Annotated in this window: 22 protein-coding genes; 11 read left to right on the forward strand and 11 right to left on the reverse strand. The window is 65.0% G+C overall.

The window, feature by feature from the left end:
• Positions 1-1,536, reverse strand: coding sequence for an APC family permease (locus AC4ELS_RS18125; RefSeq protein ID WP_064882020.1), 1,536 nt, complete (start codon positions 1,534-1,536; stop codon positions 1-3).
• Positions 1,537-1,721: 185 nt separating this feature from the next.
• Between AC4ELS_RS18125 and AC4ELS_RS18130 the strand changes: the two genes are divergently transcribed.
• Genes AC4ELS_RS18130 through AC4ELS_RS18175 form a run of 10 tightly spaced genes read left to right on the forward strand, consistent with a single transcriptional unit; the run spans position 1,722 to position 9,538 of the window.
• Complete coding sequence (locus tag AC4ELS_RS18130; protein ID WP_064957843.1) at positions 1,722-3,002, forward strand: class-III pyridoxal-phosphate-dependent aminotransferase; 1,281 nt, start codon at positions 1,722-1,724, stop codon at positions 3,000-3,002.
• Positions 2,999-4,546 (forward strand): aldehyde dehydrogenase family protein, encoded by a 1,548-nt coding sequence (locus AC4ELS_RS18135; RefSeq protein WP_448448099.1) that lies wholly within the window; start codon positions 2,999-3,001, stop codon positions 4,544-4,546. Before AC4ELS_RS18130 ends, AC4ELS_RS18135 begins: the two co-directional genes overlap by 4 nt.
• A gap of 4 nt (positions 4,547-4,550) precedes the next feature.
• Positions 4,551-5,156 carry a BMC domain-containing protein gene (locus AC4ELS_RS18140; RefSeq protein WP_064957841.1) on the forward strand — a complete coding sequence of 202 codons (606 nt, stop codon included), beginning with the start codon at positions 4,551-4,553 and terminating at the stop codon, positions 5,154-5,156.
• Entirely contained in the window at positions 5,153-5,689 is a 537-nt protein-coding gene (locus AC4ELS_RS18145; protein WP_448448096.1) for a hypothetical protein, read from the forward strand. Before AC4ELS_RS18140 ends, AC4ELS_RS18145 begins: the two co-directional genes overlap by 4 nt.
• Positions 5,683-5,940: a EutN/CcmL family microcompartment protein gene (locus AC4ELS_RS18150; protein WP_064882011.1), complete on the forward strand. Its 258-nt coding sequence runs from the start codon at positions 5,683-5,685 to the stop codon at positions 5,938-5,940. Before AC4ELS_RS18145 ends, AC4ELS_RS18150 begins: the two co-directional genes overlap by 7 nt.
• Before the next feature lie 31 nt (positions 5,941-5,971).
• On the forward strand, positions 5,972-6,253 hold the full coding sequence (locus AC4ELS_RS18155; RefSeq protein WP_019347921.1) for a BMC domain-containing protein: 282 nt from the start codon (positions 5,972-5,974) through the stop codon (positions 6,251-6,253).
• A gap of 2 nt (positions 6,254-6,255) precedes the next feature.
• Positions 6,256-6,918, forward strand: coding sequence for a hypothetical protein (locus tag AC4ELS_RS18160; RefSeq protein ID WP_064882009.1), 663 nt, complete (start codon positions 6,256-6,258; stop codon positions 6,916-6,918).
• Positions 6,918-7,922, forward strand: coding sequence for a phosphotransferase enzyme family protein (locus AC4ELS_RS18165; RefSeq protein WP_448448093.1), 1,005 nt, complete (start codon positions 6,918-6,920; stop codon positions 7,920-7,922). Before AC4ELS_RS18160 ends, AC4ELS_RS18165 begins: the two co-directional genes overlap by 1 nt.
• Positions 7,923-7,941: 19 nt before the next feature.
• Entirely contained in the window at positions 7,942-8,721 is a 780-nt protein-coding gene (fabG, locus tag AC4ELS_RS18170) for a 3-oxoacyl-ACP reductase FabG (protein ID WP_064913152.1), read from the forward strand.
• Between the two features lie 49 nt (positions 8,722-8,770).
• On the forward strand, positions 8,771-9,538 hold the full coding sequence (locus tag AC4ELS_RS18175; RefSeq protein ID WP_064882003.1) for a GntR family transcriptional regulator: 768 nt from the start codon (positions 8,771-8,773) through the stop codon (positions 9,536-9,538).
• Positions 9,539-9,593: 55 nt separating this feature from the next.
• On the opposite strand, the gene AC4ELS_RS18180 is transcribed toward AC4ELS_RS18175, so the two are convergent.
• Both AC4ELS_RS18180 and AC4ELS_RS18185 read right to left on the reverse strand, forming a co-directional pair.
• The gene (locus tag AC4ELS_RS18180) at positions 9,594-9,875 is read right to left on the reverse strand and encodes a hypothetical protein (protein ID WP_448448091.1); all 282 of its coding nucleotides are present in this window, start codon (positions 9,873-9,875) and stop codon (positions 9,594-9,596) included.
• 48 nt (positions 9,876-9,923) lie between these two features.
• Entirely contained in the window at positions 9,924-10,916 is a 993-nt protein-coding gene (locus AC4ELS_RS18185) for an alpha/beta hydrolase (RefSeq protein ID WP_498884516.1), read from the reverse strand.
• A 69-nt stretch (positions 10,917-10,985) separates the two neighbouring features.
• On the opposite strand from AC4ELS_RS18185, the gene AC4ELS_RS18190 reads away from it, so the two are divergent.
• A complete protein-coding gene (locus AC4ELS_RS18190; protein ID WP_448448087.1) occupies positions 10,986-11,687 on the forward strand; it encodes a UdgX family uracil-DNA binding protein in 702 nt (233 codons plus the stop codon).
• Between the two features lie 545 nt (positions 11,688-12,232).
• On the opposite strand, the gene mceG is transcribed toward AC4ELS_RS18190, so the two are convergent.
• The 8 genes from mceG to AC4ELS_RS18230 all read right to left on the reverse strand — a co-directional run bounded on the left by mceG (position 12,233) and on the right by AC4ELS_RS18230 (position 18,149).
• Positions 12,233-13,315 carry an ABC transporter ATP-binding protein MceG gene (gene mceG / locus AC4ELS_RS18195; RefSeq protein ID WP_418009076.1) on the reverse strand — a complete coding sequence of 361 codons (1,083 nt, stop codon included), beginning with the start codon at positions 13,313-13,315 and terminating at the stop codon, positions 12,233-12,235.
• A 75-nt stretch (positions 13,316-13,390) separates the two neighbouring features.
• Positions 13,391-14,350 carry an alpha/beta hydrolase-fold protein gene (locus AC4ELS_RS18200; RefSeq protein ID WP_448448084.1) on the reverse strand — a complete coding sequence of 320 codons (960 nt, stop codon included), beginning with the start codon at positions 14,348-14,350 and terminating at the stop codon, positions 13,391-13,393.
• A 6-nt stretch (positions 14,351-14,356) separates the two neighbouring features.
• A complete protein-coding gene (locus tag AC4ELS_RS18205; protein ID WP_109757068.1) occupies positions 14,357-14,467 on the reverse strand; it encodes a hypothetical protein in 111 nt (36 codons plus the stop codon).
• Between the two features lie 21 nt (positions 14,468-14,488).
• Complete coding sequence (locus AC4ELS_RS18210; RefSeq protein ID WP_418009077.1) at positions 14,489-14,962, reverse strand: CAP domain-containing protein; 474 nt, start codon at positions 14,960-14,962, stop codon at positions 14,489-14,491.
• A gap of 45 nt (positions 14,963-15,007) precedes the next feature.
• A complete protein-coding gene (locus tag AC4ELS_RS18215; protein ID WP_418009078.1) occupies positions 15,008-15,445 on the reverse strand; it encodes a lipoprotein LpqH in 438 nt (145 codons plus the stop codon).
• Positions 15,446-15,469: 24 nt separating this feature from the next.
• Entirely contained in the window at positions 15,470-16,123 is a 654-nt protein-coding gene (locus AC4ELS_RS18220) for an Rv1363c family protein (protein ID WP_418009079.1), read from the reverse strand.
• Complete coding sequence (locus AC4ELS_RS18225; RefSeq protein WP_418009080.1) at positions 16,120-16,728, reverse strand: Rv1363c family protein; 609 nt, start codon at positions 16,726-16,728, stop codon at positions 16,120-16,122. The genes AC4ELS_RS18220 and AC4ELS_RS18225 overlap by 4 nt, the downstream gene beginning before the upstream one ends.
• A complete protein-coding gene (locus AC4ELS_RS18230) occupies positions 16,692-18,149 on the reverse strand; it encodes an MCE family protein (RefSeq protein WP_448448081.1) in 1,458 nt (485 codons plus the stop codon). Before AC4ELS_RS18230 ends, AC4ELS_RS18225 begins: the two co-directional genes overlap by 37 nt.

Raw genomic sequence — 18,149 nt, forward strand, 5'->3', positions numbered from 1 at the left:
TCAATCTCGAACAACGTTGTCCTCGAACACGATCCGGCCGATCAACTCGTAGCGACGCGGATCGCGCAGCTTGAAGTAGGTGGCCATTCCAGCGCCGAGGACGAAGATGCCCACCACGATCCACGGCGTCAGTTTGAACAGCAGGGTGCCGGATGCGGTGCCCGCGGCGGCGTCCTTGTGTTCCCACAGCAGGTACACGACATAGAGCATGCCGATCCCGCCGAGGCCGGGGGCGATGAGCGTCTTGAACCAGTGCTTGGACACCGGGTGGTTCTTCCGGATGTGGAAGTAGCTGATCACCGAGAAGGCACACAGCGACTGCACGATCAGGATCGCCATCGTCCCGAGGATCGCGAGCAGCGTGTACATGTGCACGTAGGGATCCATTCCGGCGAACAGGAAGGCCAGGATGATCACCAGTGCGATACCGCTCTGCACGAACGAGGCGATGTAGGGCGAACCGTGTGTGGGATGTGTTGAGCCGATGGTCTTCTGCAGTCCCTTGGACAGACCTTCGCGACCGAGCGCGTAGAGGTAGCGCGAGGCACAGTTGTGGAATGCCATCCCGCAGGCGAACGATCCGGTGACCAGCAGCACGTTGAACACGGTGATCGCCCATTCGCCGTAGGCATCCCGCACCGGGGCGAAGAAGATCTCCGAGGACGTGGCGGAGTCCTGCGCGAGTTCCACCGCGTGCTGCGGACCGGTACCGGCGATCGCCATCCAGGACACGAACACGTAGAACACGCCGACACCGACGACGCTCAGCATCGTGGCGCGGGGGATGATCTTCTTGGGGTTACGCGACTCCTCGCCGTACATGGCGGTCGACTCGAACCCGACCCATGACCAGAATGCGAAGAACAGGCCCAATCCGGCGCTCGCACCGGCGATTCCAGCTGCCGGAGAGAAGGCGCCAATCGGGTTGATGGTCTCGGCGATCGCGAATCCCTGCGGGCCGCCGCCTTTGAACAGCACCGCCACCGCGCCGAGCGCCAACATCACGATCTCGGTCACCAGGAACACGCCGAGCACCTTGGCGGTCAGGTTGACATCGAAGTAGGTCAGGGCCGCGTTGATCACCAGCATCAGCAATGCCGGGATGATCCAGTGGATATGGACACCGAGCTGGGATTGCATGAAGTTCTGGAAGAAGAACGAGAAGATCCCGATGAGCGAGGCCTCGAAAACCACGTAGGCCATGGTGATCAGCCCGCCGCTGGCCATCCCGACGATACGGCCGAGGCCGTGGGAGATGTAGCCGTAGAACGCGCCGGTGGTGGTGATGTGCTTGGCCATGGTCGCGTAGCCGACGGCGAAGAGGCCGAGGACGACCGTCGCCACGATGTAGCCGGCTGGAGCGTGTGAACCATTTCCGAAGCCAACTGCGATCGGGACATTGCCGACCATTGCGGTGATCGGTGCAGCCGTCGCCACCGCCATGAAGATCACGCCGACCGTCCCGACGGCGTTGCGCTTTAGTCGCTGTACATCGTGAGCTGCAGATTCGCTCTTTGCGACAACTTGTTCGGTCATCTAGCGGAATACCTTCCAGGTAACAGTGGATGCTCGATGTGGCCTGGGCCACAGTGCGAACCTAAGGCATATTGGCACGACCAAAAGCGGTTCGCAAGCGCTACTCGCAACCATTGACACAAATGGTTGCGACCGTTTACGGTGAGGGCCATCACAGCTACCGGGTAGCTACTCAAGGGAGCCGCATGTACGACTACGGCACGTTCACGTTCGAATCCAAAGCCGAAGTGCTGGATAGGGCGAAGACGTTCTGGAATCCAGACAAGACGCAGTTCTGGACCGATACGGGTGTCGATCTGGTGATCGACCGCAGGGAAGGCTACTTCCTATGGGATATGGAGCAGCGTCGTCTCATCGACATGCACCTCAACGGCGGCACCTACAACCTCGGTCACCGCAATCCCGAAGTGATGCAGGCGATTACCGAAGGCATGCAACACTTCGACGTCGGTAACCACCACTTTCCCTCGGTGGCCCGTACCGCCCTGGCGCAGCGCCTGGTCGAGACGGCCCCGGCATCGATCAAGAAGGTCGCGTTCGGGTCAGGTGGCGGCGAGGCCATCGACATCGCGCTCAAGAGCGCCCGGCACGCGACCAAGCGCCGCAAGATCGTCTCGATCGTCAAGGCCTATCACGGCCACACCGGCCTGGCGGTGGCCACCGGCGACGACAGGTTCGCCAAGTTCTTCCTGGCCGACCAACCCGATGAGTTCCTGCAGGTGCCGTTCAACGACATCGCCGCGATGGAGAAGGTGCTGGCTCCCGGCGATGTCGCCGCGGTGATCATGGAGACCATCCCGGCCACCTACGGATTCCCCCTTCCCGCACCGGGATACCTGGAAGCGGTAAAGGCCGCGACCGAGAAGCACGGCACGCTCTACATCGCCGACGAGGTGCAGACCGGTCTGATGCGCACCGGTGAACTGTGGGCCATCACCAAACACGGCATCGAACCCGACATCCTGGTCACCGGCAAGGGCCTGTCCGGCGGCATGTACCCGATCACCGCGGCCCTGCTCGGCGATCGGGCAGCGCAGTGGCTCGATGAGGACGGCTTCGGACACATCTCCACCTTCGGCGGCGCCGAACTCGGTTGTGTCGCGGCGATCAAGACCCTGGAGATCTGTACCCGCCCCGAGGTGCGCTCGATGGTCCATTACATCTCCGACATCTTCGACCAGGGCCTGCGCCGCATCCAGGCCGACCATCCGGACTGGTTCGTCGGGATCCGGCAGAACGGTGTGGTCATCGGTCTGGAGTTCGACCATCCCGAGGGCGCGAAGTTCGTGATGCGCGAGCTCTACCAGAACGGGGTCTGGGCGATCTTCTCGACACTGGATCCCCGTGTGCTGCAGTTCAAACCGGGTCTTCTGCTCTCGCGCGAGTTGTGCGAAGACGTCCTGGACCGCCTCGAAGTAGCGGTGAGCCGGGCCAAGACCGCCGCCATCGGACGGAAGGCATCATGACCAGTACTGCACAGGCGGGCCACATGCTCGAACGGGCCAGATGGGCCGCCGCGGCCTACGCCGACTACGACGCAGCCGCGGTGAACAACATCGTCAACGCGGTGGCCGAGGCCGGCTACGCCGAGGCCGAGCGCTTTGCCGCCGAGGCGGTCGCCGAGACCGGCATGGGTGTGGTGGCTGACAAGGTCACCAAGAACCGGGCCTGCTCGCGCGGCATCGTCGATTACTACCGCGGAGAAGACTATGTGTCACCCCGGATCGACGAGGCTCGCAAGATCGTCGAACTGCCTCGCCCCGCGGGGGTGGTGCTGGCACTGACGCCCACCACCAATCCCGTTGCCACCGTGTATTTCAAGGTGATCCTGGCACTGATGACGCGCAACGCCGTCGTCGTCGCGCCCCATCCCCGGGCCAAGCAGTGCTCGGTCGAGGCCGCCCGCGTGCTCGCCGAGGCCGCCGTCGCGGCCGGTGCGCCCGACGGCATCGTGCAAGTCGTCGATGAGCCGTCGATTCCCCTGGTCCAGGCGCTCATGGCCGACGAACGCACCGACGTCATCGTCGCCACGGGCGGCACCGGCGTGGTCCGAGCCGCGTACTCGTCGGGCAACCCGGCGCTCGGGGTCGGCCCGGGCAACGTCCCCGTGTTCGTCGACGCCAGTGCAGACATCAACGCCGCCGCCAAGCGGATCGTGGACAGCAAGGCATTCGACAATTCGGTGCTGTGCACCAACGAGTCGGTGCTGATCGTCGAAGAGGCCGTCGCCGACAAGCTGCGCTCGGCGCTGACCCGGGCCGGGGCGCACATCCTCGACGAGGACGGCGCCCGGCGGCTGCGGGCCTACATGTTCGCCGACGGCCACCTCAACACCGATGTGGTCGGACGGGACGCTGCGTGGATCGCCGGGCAGGCCGGCCTGCGGGTGACCCCGAAGACCCGCGTGCTGATCGCGCCGTTCGACGACGTGATCACCGAGGAGATGCTGGCCCACGAGAAGCTGTCCCCGGTGCTCGGCATGACCACCGCTGCCGACGCCGCGCGAGGCATTCGCGCGGCCCGGGCCGTGGTGCGGATCGGCGGGGCCGGGCATTCGGCCGCCATCCACAGCGAGAACCCCTCGGTCATCACCGATTTCGCCGCGCAGGTTCCCGTGCTACGGGTATCGGTCAACGTCGGAAACTCCACCGGAAGCTCCGGGCTGGACACCAACCTGGCACCGTCGATGACCATCGGCACCGGGTTTGTCGGTCGCAGTTCGATCGGAGAGAACCTGCAGCCGCAGAACCTGGTCAACTGGGCCCGTGTCGCCTACAACAGCGACGCCGGGGTGCCGATGGGCAATTTCGCGGGCATCAACCCGTGGCACTCCCCCGCCGGTCCGGTGCCCGAATATCCCCGCGCCACCAACGACCGCGACGGCGTACCCGTCACGCCGCGCCGTTCGTACCCGGCTGCCAACCGGTCCTCGGACCCCGGGCTGGACACGCTGCGGGCCGAACTGCGCGCACTGGTCGTCGAAGAACTCGCACAACTGATCAAGAGGTAGGGCTGTGGCTGAACTTCGTTCCTTCATTTTCATCGACCGGCTGCAACCGCAGACCATGTCGTATCTGGGCACCTGGATCAAAGGTGCCCTGCCCCGGGCCGACCAGGCCGCCCAGATCATCGAAGTGGCTCCCGGTCTGGACATCGAGGGCGTCACCGACGTCGCCCTCAAACACGCCGAGGTCAAGGCCGGAATCCTGGTTGTCGAACGGCAATTCGGCTACCTGGAGTTCCACGGCGAGACCGGAGCGGTCAAAGCCGCTGCCGACGCCGCGCTCGACGAGCTGGGCGGCGACACCGGAAGCGCTGTGGCACCGAATGTGCTGGCCTCGCGGATCATCTCCAGCATCGACCATCAGCACGCATTCCTGATCAACCGCAACAAGATCGGGTCGATGGTGCTGCCGGGTGAGTCGTTGTTCGTACTCGAGGTCCAGCCCGCGTCGTACGCCATCCTGGCCACCAACGAGGCCGAGAAGGCCGCCGACATCAAGGTGGTCGACTTCCGGATGATCGGCGCCACCGGCCGGGTCTACCTGTCCGGCACCGAAGCCGACATCCGCACCGCGGCCGAGGCCGCCCAGGACGCACTCGCCAGGGCCACGGCATGAACCGTGACGAGCTGCGCGCCCTGGTGCGCGAGGTGGTGCGGGAGGCCGTCCGGGATGCCGGCGCCGCCGCCAAGACTCCGGGGCCGGTGGCTGTCCCCCCACCACCGGCTCCGGCTCCAACAGCACCGCCGACGGTCGCAGCATTGTCGGCACCGCCGACGGTCGCAGCCCAGTTCGGTGTGGAACCCACCGGGCCCCGCGCCGTCGACGGCAAGAACCGCACCGAGACCGTGCAGCTGGCCAACGACAGGGACCTCGACACCTTCGTCCGGAAGTTGTTGCGTCTCTTCGAAAGCCCCAAGACGCGCGCTGATCTGAAGGCCGGCCGGCTCAGGTTCCGGCTGGCCGGAGCATCCCGCACGTCGGCCGGCGGGGCCAGCAGGCGCATCGACAGCGGCGCGGTCACCGAACGCCAGATCGCCGACATGGCCGGCGGCACGCTCGTGCTCGGTCGCAAGGCGGTGCTCACCCCGCTGGCCCGGGAGAAGGCCCGCACCTTGGGAATCAAGATTGAAAAGGAGCCAAAGTGCTAGCAGCGACTGTCACCGGCAACGTGTGGTCGACCCGGCGCATCGACGGTATCCCCGCAGGCGCCTTCCTCGAGGTCGAGGTCGACGGCACCGGATCGAAGCTGATCGCCTTCGACGTCCTGGGTACCGGCGTGGGCGAGCACGTCCTCGTGGCCCAGGGCTCGGTGGCGTCGGGTTGGTTCACCGGAACCCCGCCGCCCGTCGACGCCCTCATCATCGGATCCATCGATATCAATACAGACACCCAACCCTGATAGCGAACCCAACAAATAAGGAGAAACACCTATGTCCAGCAACGCAATCGGATTGATCGAAACCAAAGGCTTCGTGGCTGCGCTCGCTGCCGCCGATGCCATGGTGAAGGCCGCCAACGTCACCATCACCGACCGGCAGCAGGTCGGCGACGGCCTGGTCGCCGTGATCGTCACCGGTGAGGTGGGTGCGGTCAAGGCCGCCACCGAGGCCGGCGCCGAGACTGCCTCCCAGGTGGGCGAACTGGTCAGCGTGCACGTCATCCCGCGTCCGCACAACGAGCTCGGCGCACACTTCTCGGTCGCCAGCAAGTAGTCATGCCTACCAAAGCGGAGGAGAGCACGCGGATTCGCACCCAGATCCGCGTCTACCTGTTGGTGGAGGACCTGCAGCGCCAGTTCGCTGCGTACCTCGGAACGCCGACCCGGGCCAGGGGATACCCGCCGTACGAGGGCGAGCATGCGCTCATCGTCGAGGTATCCCCCGCCCTGGCCATCGAGCGGGTGATCGATCTGGCCCTGCGTGAAGTCCCCGGCATACAGCCCGGAATCCTTTACGTGGAACGCCAATTCGGAGTCCTGGAGATCCACTCGGCCAACCTGGACGATGTCCGGCGGGCCGGCGAGGCGATCCTGGCCGGCACCGGCAACAAGGCATCCGATCAGTTGCGGCCGCGGGTCCTCTACCACGACATCATCGAGAGCATCACCGATCAGCACGCGGTGATCCTCAACCGCAACCGGCAGGCATCGATGATCCTGCCCGGGCAGTCGCTGCTGGTGTACGAGATGACCCCGGCGTTGTTCGCGGCGGTCGCGGCCAACGAGGCGGAGCGCGCCGCACCCGGGCTTACCGTGGTCGACGTGCAGATGATCGGCGCTGCTGGAAGGCTCTACATCGGTGGCAGCACCGCGGATGTCACGGTGGCACGGGACCGGATCACTGCAGTGCTCGACAGTATCGAAGGACGGGATCACTAATGGTCATCACCGACGAGATCGATGTCGCACAACTGGCGTTACGCCAGTACGACATCGGGACAGACGCGACCCTGAGGTTGCTGAACCTGTCCGAGAATGCCACGTATCTCGTCGAGGACGGCAGCACCCGGTCCATCCTTCGAGTGCACCGGCAGGACTACCACCGGCCCCACGAGATCGAGTCCGAACTGGACTGGCTGCAGGCACTTCAGACTGACAGTGACGTCACGGTGCCCTCGGTGCTACCGGCCAGAAACGGTCGGCGGCTGGTCACGGTCCAGGGCGAGGAGACCGGAGGAGTCGCCCGGCATGTCGTACATTTCGGCATGGTCGCCGGGGCCGAACCCGACGAGGGGTCGTTGACCCTCGACGATTTCCACACGCTGGGCCGGATCACCGCTGCGCTGCACGACCATTCGCAGCGGTGGGAACGCCCGCCCGGGTTCGGCCGGTTCTCGTGGGACTGGGAGCACAGCCTCGGCGCGAAACCGCGCTGGGGCCGCTGGCACGATGCCGAAGGCGTCGGCCCGGCCGAGCAACAGGTGCTCGAACGCGCCCAGGCACTGCTGCATGACCGGCTGCAGGCGTACGGCACCGGGTCCGACGTCTACGGGCTGATCCACGCCGATCTGCGGCTGGCCAACCTGTTGGTTGACCCTGATCCCGCAGGAACTCCCAACATCACCGTCATCGACTTCGATGATTGTGGATTCGGTTGGCACTTCTATGATTTCGGCACCGCCGTATCGTTCATCGAACACGACCCAGCCCTGCCGGAATGGCAGGACGCCTGGGTGAGCGGCTACCGCACGCGACGCGACCTGCCGGCCTCCGACGAGGACATGCTGGCCTCGTTCGTGCTGCTGCGCAGGCTATTGCTGCTGGCCTGGATGGGCAGCCACAGCCACTCCAGGGAATCGGCCACCAAGGCCATAAGCTATGCCGCGGGTAGCTGTGAACTCGCCGAGCGCTATCTGCGCTCCAACGGCCTCACCTTGACCTGACTCTCAAAGGATCTCAACCATGTTCGCATCGCTTCAGGGCCGCTCGGCCATCGTCACCGGCGGCAGCAAGGGCATCGGCCGCGGCATCGCCCAGACCTTCGCAAATGCCGGCGTGGACGTCTTGATCACCGGCCGCAACCAGGCCGACCTCGACGAGACGGTCTCGGCGCTCGCCGGCACCCCGGGTCGGGTCAGCGCCCTGCGCGCCGACGTCACCAGTCCTGAAGACGCCCGCCAGGTGGTGGACGCCGCCGTCGAACGGCACGGCGGCCTGGACATCGTCTGCGCCAACGCCGGCATCTTCCCGTCCGGACGCCTCGAAGACCTCACCCCCGACGACATCGACCAGGTCCTTGCGGTGAACTTCAAGGGCACCGTCTACATCGTGCAGGCCGCCCTGGCGGCACTGACCGCCAGCGGCCACGGACGCGTCGTCATCACCTCGTCGATCACCGGCCCGATCACCGGATACCCGGGCTGGTCGCACTACGGTGCATCCAAGGCCGCCCAGCTGGGCTTCCTGCGCACCGCGGCGATGGAACTGGCACCCAAGAAAATCACCGTCAACGCGGTCCTGCCGGGCAACATCGTCACCGAGGGGCTGGACGAAATGGGCCCCGATTACCTCAACCAAATGGCCTCGGCAGTACCTGCCGGTCGCCTCGGTTCGGTCGCCGACATCGGTAATGCGGCGTTGTTCTTCGCCACCGACGAGGCCGCCTACATCACCGGACAGTCGCTGGTCGTGGACGGCGGACAGATTCTGCCCGAATCGCACATGGCGATCGCTGAACTCTAGTTCAACCTGGATAGAATTGGCTGGACCAATACACGGGCAGGGGGCCGGGGTGGCAGTTCACAGCGAAGAGTTGCGCAGGCACATCGTCGCCGACATCAACGCGGGCACCCCCGGCGCCAAACTCGGCAGCGAGCGTGACCTGGCCGAACGCTACGGCACCAGTCGCTCCAGCCTGCGCCAGGTGCTGGCCGCGCTGGAAGAAGCCGGGATGGTGCACCGGGTGATCGGCCGGGCCGGCGGCATCTTCATCAGCCACGGTCAGGTGGAGCGGCACCTCTCCGACGTGGTCGGTGTGCCCGCCTTCCTGGCCAACCAGGGATATGTCGCCGGCACCCGGGTGCTCTCGACGCGCATCACCACCCCCGACGACGCCACCCGGAGCGCGCTGCGTCTGGGCGCAGGCGATTACGTCATCGAGATCCAGCGCGTGCGCCTGGCCGACGGCTCGCCCATCTCGCTCGAACACGCCCAGTTCCCCGCAGACGCCTTCCCCGGCCTGCTCGACCAGCAGTTGGGTGGGTCACTCTACGAAATCCTGCAATCCCAATACGGTTTGGTCACCGGCCGGGCCGATGAGCGGATCGAGGCAGTCAACGCCACCAGCAGTGAAGCCACTCTGCTCGGCATCAAGCCCAAGGCGGCACTGCTGCTGATCACGCGGGTCACCTACGACCAGAACGGTTCCCCGTGCGAGTTCTCCCGCGACCTGTTCCGCGGGGACCGCACGGCGCTGGCCGTCACGGCGAAGGGCAGCGGCATCGCCACCCACGCCGATGCCAACACCGCCTCGGTCACACTGCAGCGCCAGGCCGGCTGAGACGGAATTCGCCGCCGCCCGTGCTGATTTCGCCAGCTTCGTCAAGGAGCGGCTGTCAACCGTCCTGAGACTCGTCGTCGGGGCTCACGATCCGGAAGCCGCCAGGCTCGGCGATCGCCTCGTCGACGTCGCGCGCAGGCCCCGGCCCGGCCGGCCGGTCGGGCCGCTCCGCATCCAGCTTGCTCTCGAGCGATTCCGGCTCGCCCGCCCGGTCGGCGCCGTGCCACTGCTCCGGCGGATCGACCACGTCGTCGCCGTCGGCGTTGGCGACTTCGTCGGAATCGGTTGACTCACTCGGCGAGAGAGTGTCGCCCGGGCCATTTTCGATATCGCTCATAGTGGTGGGATGCCCACGGCACCGCCGCGGGAAACTCCGGCAGATCGATCAGGCTGCACTCTGAGCAGGTGCTGCGGTCACACCTTTGACGAAGTCGCCCATGTAGCCGATGGCCTGCCTGCCTTCCGGCAGGATCTCGGCGGCGAGCGGGAAGTCGTGGATCTGGCCGCTCCAGACGTGAAGCTCACACGATGCATGCGCGGCGGCCAGCCGGTCGGCGACCAATTCCGAGTCTGCCAAGAGTAATTCGTCTGCGCCCACGTGGATCATGACCGGTGGCATACCCGTCAGATCCGCCGTGGCCGGATCGATCAACGGCTCGGCGTCACAACGGTTGGGCTCACATTGGCTGCGCCGCACACAGCGGGCGAAGGCCGACAACGCCGCCCCGGTGAACATCGAGCACCGAGAGACGTTGCGGTGAGCCAGTTTTTGCGCGGGGTCCAGATCGATCAACGGCGAGATCGCGGCCAGACCGGCCGCCGGCACCACACCGCGGTCCAACGACCTCAGCGCCGTCCCGAAGGCCAGGTATCCGCCGGCCGAGTCACCGGCGATCACTGTCCGCTCGGCGCCGTAACCCCGCTGTCGAAGCCAGGACAACCCGGCCAGGGCATCCTCGACGGCGTCGGCAAGGCCGCACACGGGCAACATCCGGTAGCCGACGTTGAGCACCAGTGCGTCTGCCGCAGCCGACAATCGAGAAGCCAGAGCACGGTGGGTGTTGAGCCCACAGGTAAGAAACGCCCCACCGTGCAAGTACAGAATCGCGTTACGCCCCGATGTCCCCGGTGCGCGCACCAGTTCCGTCGGGCAATTCGGCAGTGCCACGGGCTGCACCGACACCGACGATCGCCGCGGGACCACTCCGACGAGATGATCGATGGAGCTGAGCGGCCACGCCAGATCAGGCTGCAACGCCCAGGCACGGATCGCGTTCTTCACGGCGAATCGACAGCCGAATCCCAGGACCGCGGCCTCAAGGCTGCTCCTGCGATGCAATACCCGTTTAGCCGCGTATGCCCCGGTCATGTCGATCATCTCCTGTTGTCATGACAACGAATACCCGCACTTGCGCGTGGCAAACGGTTGATCGGGTATTCCACGGCAATGCACAGCGCAGCGCCATTCGTCCCCGAGACACATGAGTTGTCCGAGCTGGCCGGTGCGGCGCGGCACTGTGAAGGCTGTCCGCTATATCGCGACGCCACTCAGACTGTTTTCGGGTCCGGACGACCGTCCGCGCGGGTGATGCTGATCGGCGAGCAGCCGGGTGACCAGGAGGACCGGGCAGGAGAGCCCTTCGTCGGCCCGGCCGGCCGCCTCTTGGACAAAGCCCTGGCCGCTGCCGAGATCGACCGCGACGAGCTCTATCTGACCAACGCCGTGAAGCACTTCAAGTTCACCACCAATGAGCGCGGCAAACGCCGTATCCACAAGACCCCCAGCCGCACCGAGGTGGAGGCGTGCCGGCCATGGATCTTGGCTGAATTGGACACGGTTTCCCCAGAGGTCGTGGTCCTTCTCGGAGCGACTGCGGCTAAATCACTGCTGGGCAATGACTTTCGGATCTCGCGTCACCGAGGGGAGATCCTCCACATCGCAGGCCTGCCGTCCGGCGGGGACCCGGCGCTGGTAGCGACGATTCACCCGTCGGCCGTGCTGCGCGGACCGTCGGAGACCCGCGACGAAGCGTTCGACGGACTGGTGGCCGACCTTCGCACCGCCTACGCGACGACGCGCACCGTGCGCAGCGAAGGGTCGGCGGGGTCCGGCACGTTCATCCCTGCCGCCAAACCGGTGCGCAGGTAATCCAGGACAGCCTCGTTGATCCGCTCCCCGGGAACACCGCGGGAACACCCGACCTCATCTGCCCGGGCAGCCGTTAACGCACTGCGGCCGGAACAGTCTGCTGCACGAATGGGGACGATAAGTGCGACGGAGAGAAGCCTTGCAGTACCACGATGTTCAGTGTCAGAATCGCTCCGCTTCAACGAGTCGCCGTGCGGAGTGACCGCTCCGCCGGGGTACGCGCAGCAACGGTGGATGTTCGCCAACCACAGGCACGTGTGGCTTAGAGGCGTTCGAAGGCCGGATTCGGCTTGCCAGATCCCGCAGCGACATCTCGGAGTCGCTGCCTACGAAGCCGGTCATCCACGTCCGAAGTGAAACCGACAAGGCTGGTAATAGCACCGTGCCGCTGGATGCGAAACGTTGTAGCAGGTCAATAATCGTCTCTCGATACTCGCCAGCACCAATTCGGATACACAACTTTGCGCGTTCTGCGTCATCCAAGATAACGCCAGCTTCATCGAGGAGCCCCCACACGAACGTATATTCCTCGGCTCGATCCACAGCTATACCTCCGTCGCCGCAATCGAGATCGTTGAGGTCTCGTCCTCGACCGGGCGGTGGTGGCGTGCGTTGGGCTCGTCGCCGAACTGGTGCACCGGCAACTTGTGCGTGCCGTCGAGGTCGTCGAGGATGGCGGCCTGGGCGGCCGGGGGCAGGGTGTGCAGGATCTCGCGGACCCGGGCCTGACGCCGGGCCACACCCGCACGCTCGGGCATCCCCGGGGTGGCGGTCAGCTGCGGGGGCACACCCTCGATCTCCTCGACCCCACCATCGTGCTGACCGGCATCTAACATGGCCTGCTCGGCGGCCGCGGTGGCCTCGTCCTTTTCCTCCGACATCCCGATCGGCCCGATCCGGCGGCCGTTGAGGAACTGCTTGACCACCGGCTCCTCACTGGTCAACAACACCTCACGGGGACCGAACATCACCAGCTGCTTGCGGAACAGCATGCCGATGTTGTCCGGCACGGTCCGGGCGATGTTGATGTTGTGCGTCACGATCAGCACCGTGGCGTCGATCTGCGCATTGATGTCGATGAGCAGCTGGCTCAGGTAGGCGGTACGCACCGGGTCCAGACCGGAGTCCGGCTCGTCGCACAGGATGATCTGCGGGTCGAGCACCAGGGCGCGGGCCAGGCCGGCACGCTTGCGCATACCACCGGAGATCTCACCGGGGAACTTGTGCCCGTCATTAGGCATACCGACCAGTTCGAGCTTTTCCATCACGATGTTGCGGATCTCGGACTCGGACTTCTTGGTGTGCTCACGCAACGGGAACGCGGTGTTGTCGTAGATGTTCATCGACCCGAACAACGCACCGTCCTGGAACAACACCCCGAACAGCGTGCGGATCTCATACAGCTCCTTGGCCGAGCACTCCAAGATGTTGGTGCCATCGATCACGATCGAACCGCGCTCCGGACGCAGCAGACCGATCAGCGACTTCAAGAACACCGATTTACCAGTACCCGACGGGCCCAACAACACGCTGACCTCGCCAGCGGGAATCGACATCGTGACGTCTTCCCAGATCTTTGACGACCCGAAAGATTTACTCAATCCCGCCACATCGATTTGGACACCCATGGTCATCACCTCTCAGGGGTTTGTCGGGGACCTGTTCACCGCGCCGGCGCCGCAACGGAACCCGTGATCGAAAAGCTATTTCGGCTGGCCTATGGTGGCGACGAGATCGCCGGACATCGCACCGAGCTGAGGGCCCCAGCTGGACCAGTCGTGCTGCAGTCCATCCGGAAAATCGAAGTGTCCGTTGCGGCCACCGGCCGAACGGTAGTGCGCATAGAAGCTCCGGTTGCTGCCCTGGGCCTGGTCGCAGTAGCCGATCATCGCCGCCGGGTCACTGCAGGTGAGCGTCGACGGGCTGAACACCCACAGCCGGGTGTTGTTGTCGACCAACAACTGTGCGTGAGAATCGGGATCGTGCCATTTCCAACGACCAAACTGCGGGGCACCCCACATGCCGTAGGTGTCGACGCCACCAAACTGCGCCATGCCCGCGGTGATTGCACCGTTGAGCGTCGTCGAGGACGGAGTCAGGAACCCGGATAACGAACCGGCGAACCGGAACCGAGCCGGATGGAAGGCCGCCAGCGCCATCGCCGCTGTACCGCCCTGCGCCGCACCAACCACACCGTGGCCGTTCGGCGCCAGCCCCTTGTTCGCGGCCAGCCAATCCGGCAGCTCCCGAGACAGGAATGTCTCCCACTGCTTGCTGCCGTCCTGTTCCCAGTCGGTATAGAAGCTGAACGCGCCGCCAGCCGGAGCCACGACCGAAATTCCCTTACCGGCAAGGGTGTCCATCGCCCCGCCGGCCGACACCCAGTTACTGATCTGGGGACCGGCGTTGAACGCGTCCAGCAGGTACACCGCGTGCGGACCGCCCCCCTGGAACGCCACCGGGATATCACCGGCCATCGCCGCCGACGGCACCATCAGATACTCCACCCGTTCGGCCGCCGTCGCCACAACAGCCGTCAACAGCGATACCACCAGCGCCACGATCGCCAGCAGCGCACCCGCCACGGTGATCGCCGCTCGATTCAGCCGACCGGCGTCGCTCGTTGGCGCTCCCGGTCCGAGATTCACCACGGAACTCGACATGTACGCCTACACCGGCGGGTAGGCCGGCGGCGGGTAGTTGCCGCGGAGCCCCCACGCCAGCCAGTTGAAGAAGTACTCGACCTCATCGCTAGCGTCATAGTCCGGATTAGGATCCATTGCTGCTCACCTACTTTCGATCTATTCTGGTGTTCCGTACACAGCCACCACCACGGTCCGGTCGAGGCTGTTTTCCGACCACACACCGATATCGGTGTTGGCGCAGTTGCTCATGATCGCCATGTAGGCCTCGTTGTAGTACCACTGCCGCAGAATCTCGATTCCGTTGATGGCAATGGCGGGGTTGATCGCGACCGTCTCGGCGACGGTTCCGCGATATCCCGCCGCGACCGCCCGGTCCGCCGCGGTGGAGCCGTCAGACCCGATGTCGCCGTCCAGATTCCGGTTCGCCATCAAGTCGGCGACATGCCACTCGGCCGCCTGGCGAAGTTGCGGATTCTTGCGCACTTCGTTGGTACAGCCGGCCTGGTGCTGGATCGTGTAGACATTGGCTACCACACCGTCGTTGAGCCGTTTGTTGTCGGCGTGCGCGGTAACCGGTAGCGCGAGCGCGACGGGAAGGACGCCAAACGCCACCAATGCAATAGTTTTCATGCTGATCCTGAAGTCGCCATGAATCCGTGACCCTTTCCTGGTCGGTTAACAGGACACCTCGATCGCGAATTCTGCGGTAGTCGGTTGACTCGGCGTGCCGGCGTTGAAACCACGCGCAACACCGGAGATCTGGTAGGCCGATCCACTGAGCACAACCTGCGCCTGCCCGCCCAGGCCGACGTTGTAACTGCCGGTGAAACCATTCGCGTCCCGGAATCGGACCCAGTCGACCGTGAGGTCATCCAGGTTTGAGATCGTCGCGGCTGCGACCGGGTCTCGGTCTCCGATGGTGATCGCCGTCGTGTGTTTGGTCTGTGTGCATTCCACCGCCTCGATCCGTCCGGCATCGGCACCGTCGATGGTCAACTGCGCCATACCCGGCGACATCCGGCCGGCCTGACGATCACCCGTTTCCGGTCCCGGCGAGCAGCCTGCCGCCCCGGCAACAAGTAAGGCCGCCGCGGTGAGATATTGGGTCCTCATGACACCTCCCTGGTGACCGATGGCCTAGATGGGTTCGAACTCGGAGACCAGCCAGCGGTCACCGACCCGGTCCATCGACACCCGGACCACCGACGACGAATCCGTCGGCGCCTCATCGCCAATGATCACGGTCTGGTTGACGAACAACAGCACCACCGCGTGCTTTGGCGTCAGCGACACGGAACCCGCGGCCGGGACCTGTGCCACGGCCGATATCCGTTGCGCCTTGGCGCCGGGAATCACCACGTCGTTGGTCAACTGGGTATAGGAATCCTTGAAGGACCCCGTCAATCGGTCCTGCGCGGCCTGCAGATCCTGCTCGACCGAGTCAGGCTGATAGGACAGCATGGCCGTGGTCGCCTCGGTAGCGGCTGCCACGGTTTCGGCCGTGCTGTGCTCGGAGACCCGAAGTGAGGAGTCCTGCCACTTCAACCAACCCGCCGTGATGGCCAACAGCAACGCCAGACCGGGCAACAGACCGTAGGTGATCGCCCGGGACCAGTTGGTCCGACGTTTGGCCGGCGCCGCTTCCGCTGCGCCGACACCCTCGTCGGTGTCCTCGGCATCGGCCGGCAAACTGTCCTTATCCTCTGTTTCGGCCGGCGGGACCTCACTGCCGGCATCGACTTTGCGTTCCTCGGTCGTTTCCACCGTGCTACCAATCTGGGTTGTTGTCATGGCACGAAGGCGACTTGAGAGATCTTCATCTCGTCGCCTACCTTCTGGACGGACATCCGCATCCGCCATCGTCGTGGCTCCTGCTCAGCCGCACCGGCATTTGTGATGGCGACACTGGCGACCACCAGCACCTGAGCGATGTCCGGCGACTGCGATTCCAACGCCGATTCGGTGATGGAGCCCTCCGACCGTGAACGCGCCTTCTTGACCACGTCGATAAACGGTTGCGAGCGTTGGGCGAAGTCCTCCCGGAAAGAACCCGTTGCGGAATCCAGCACACGCTGGACATCACGGTCGGCGTGCTCCCAGTCGATCGTGGTCAGGTTCAGCGCTCCCTGCCGCGCCGTCTGCACGAACATCTCACGCTCGGCAGTGTCTTTGTGCGCCTGGGACAACCGAAAACCCTGCCAGCCCACCAGGGCGCCCAGCGCGACCGTGATGGCCACGCCTACAGCCAGCGCCTTTCGTCCGTGCGAGGTCAGCGGGGCGGCCGGCGCGGCTGAATCCGAGACTCCGTCAGCTTCGACCCCAAGCGAGCTGTCGCAGTCCTCGGTGTCGGTGGTGTCGGTCATTGTCCCGTCGGCGGTATCAACATGTTCTCCCATGACTTCTCCTCTCCGGGATGTTGGGCCAGATCGCGCTGGGTGTGACGCATCCCGTCCGGCCCGAGGTAGCTGCCCGTGGCCGGGTCGTACTCGACGACCGCCAGCGGCGGAATACCGGCACCGGTGGGCTCGGGCGGCGCCTCGCCTGGGGCGAACTGCGGGATTCCCTGGCCCGACAACGTCGCATTGGGATCGCCCTTCCAGTTGAAGCCGTCGTTGAGTGGGATGTACTCCTCGTCGCTCTCGCACATCTTCACCGTCGGGGCCCGCTTGCCCGGACGGCCTGCGCAGGGCAGGTTACGGGCGCCGCGGACGGTGGTGAGCTGAGAGTCCTGCGGTATCCGGCAGTAGACGTTGCCTTCCGGAACATCCGGCGCGTCTTCAAAAGCGGGCGCCCGCTGCTGTTGGACCGGCAGGAAGCCGGTGGTGCAAGGCGGCGGCGAGTTCAGGTTGAGGTTGAAGCTCAGATACGCGCCGACGTAATCCTGTTTGGTGCCGGTGTTGGCCACCAGGATCCCCTGCACGTTGCCCACCGCCTGCGGCACCGCCACCAGCAGCGTTTCGATGTTGTCTCGGTAGGTCAGGGCCACGTCCCCCACGCTGACCAGGTTGGCCAATAACACCGGCAGAGTCGGCTGTAGCCGGTCGACCAGCATGCGCACCTCCTCGGTCGATTTGGCGCCCTTGGTCAGCAGGCCTCCGACGGACGAGTCGTTGTTCTTCAGCTGAGTCGTGACGGTCGCCAGGTTGGACGCCCAGGTTTGGATTGCGTTCGATGACTGGACCTGGGTGTCCAGCAACGGCTTTGACTTGTCGATCAGGGTCACGAAGGAGTCCAGGTTCTCCCTGGCACCACGCGACAACGAGATCGTACTGTTCAGCAGCCGGGAGAGGTCCGGGCCCAATCCTCCTACCGCAACGTAGGATTCATCGACCACTGTCTTCAGGTTGTCGTTGGGAATCGCCTTCAGGCCGGTGTTGACTTCGGCCAACAGCGAGTTGATGTTCGGCGGAATGCTGGTGCGGCCGGCCGGTATGACGTCACCGTCCTTCAGCGGCGTCGCGTTTCGGCTTCGGGGCAGCAGTGCGACGTACTGTTCGCCCACCGCTGAAACGCTGTGCACCTCGGCGTCGAGATCGGCCGGGATGTCAATGCCGGATTTGAGACTCAGCACCGCTGCGGCGCCAGAGTCGGTCAACCGCACGTCCACGACCCGCCCCACGGAAACGCCGCGGTAGGTGACGTTTCCTTCGGGGTACAGCCCGCCGGCATGGGGTAGCTGCACCGTCACGGTGTATCGGCCGACACCGAAGAACGCCGACGGTACCTGCATGTAGCCGAAGAACATGAATGTGACGCCGACAGTGGCGATCACCGCGAACACGATCAACTGGATTCTGACTGCGCGTTTCAGCCGCAT

Source organism: Mycobacterium shunyiense (assembly GCF_058270035.1).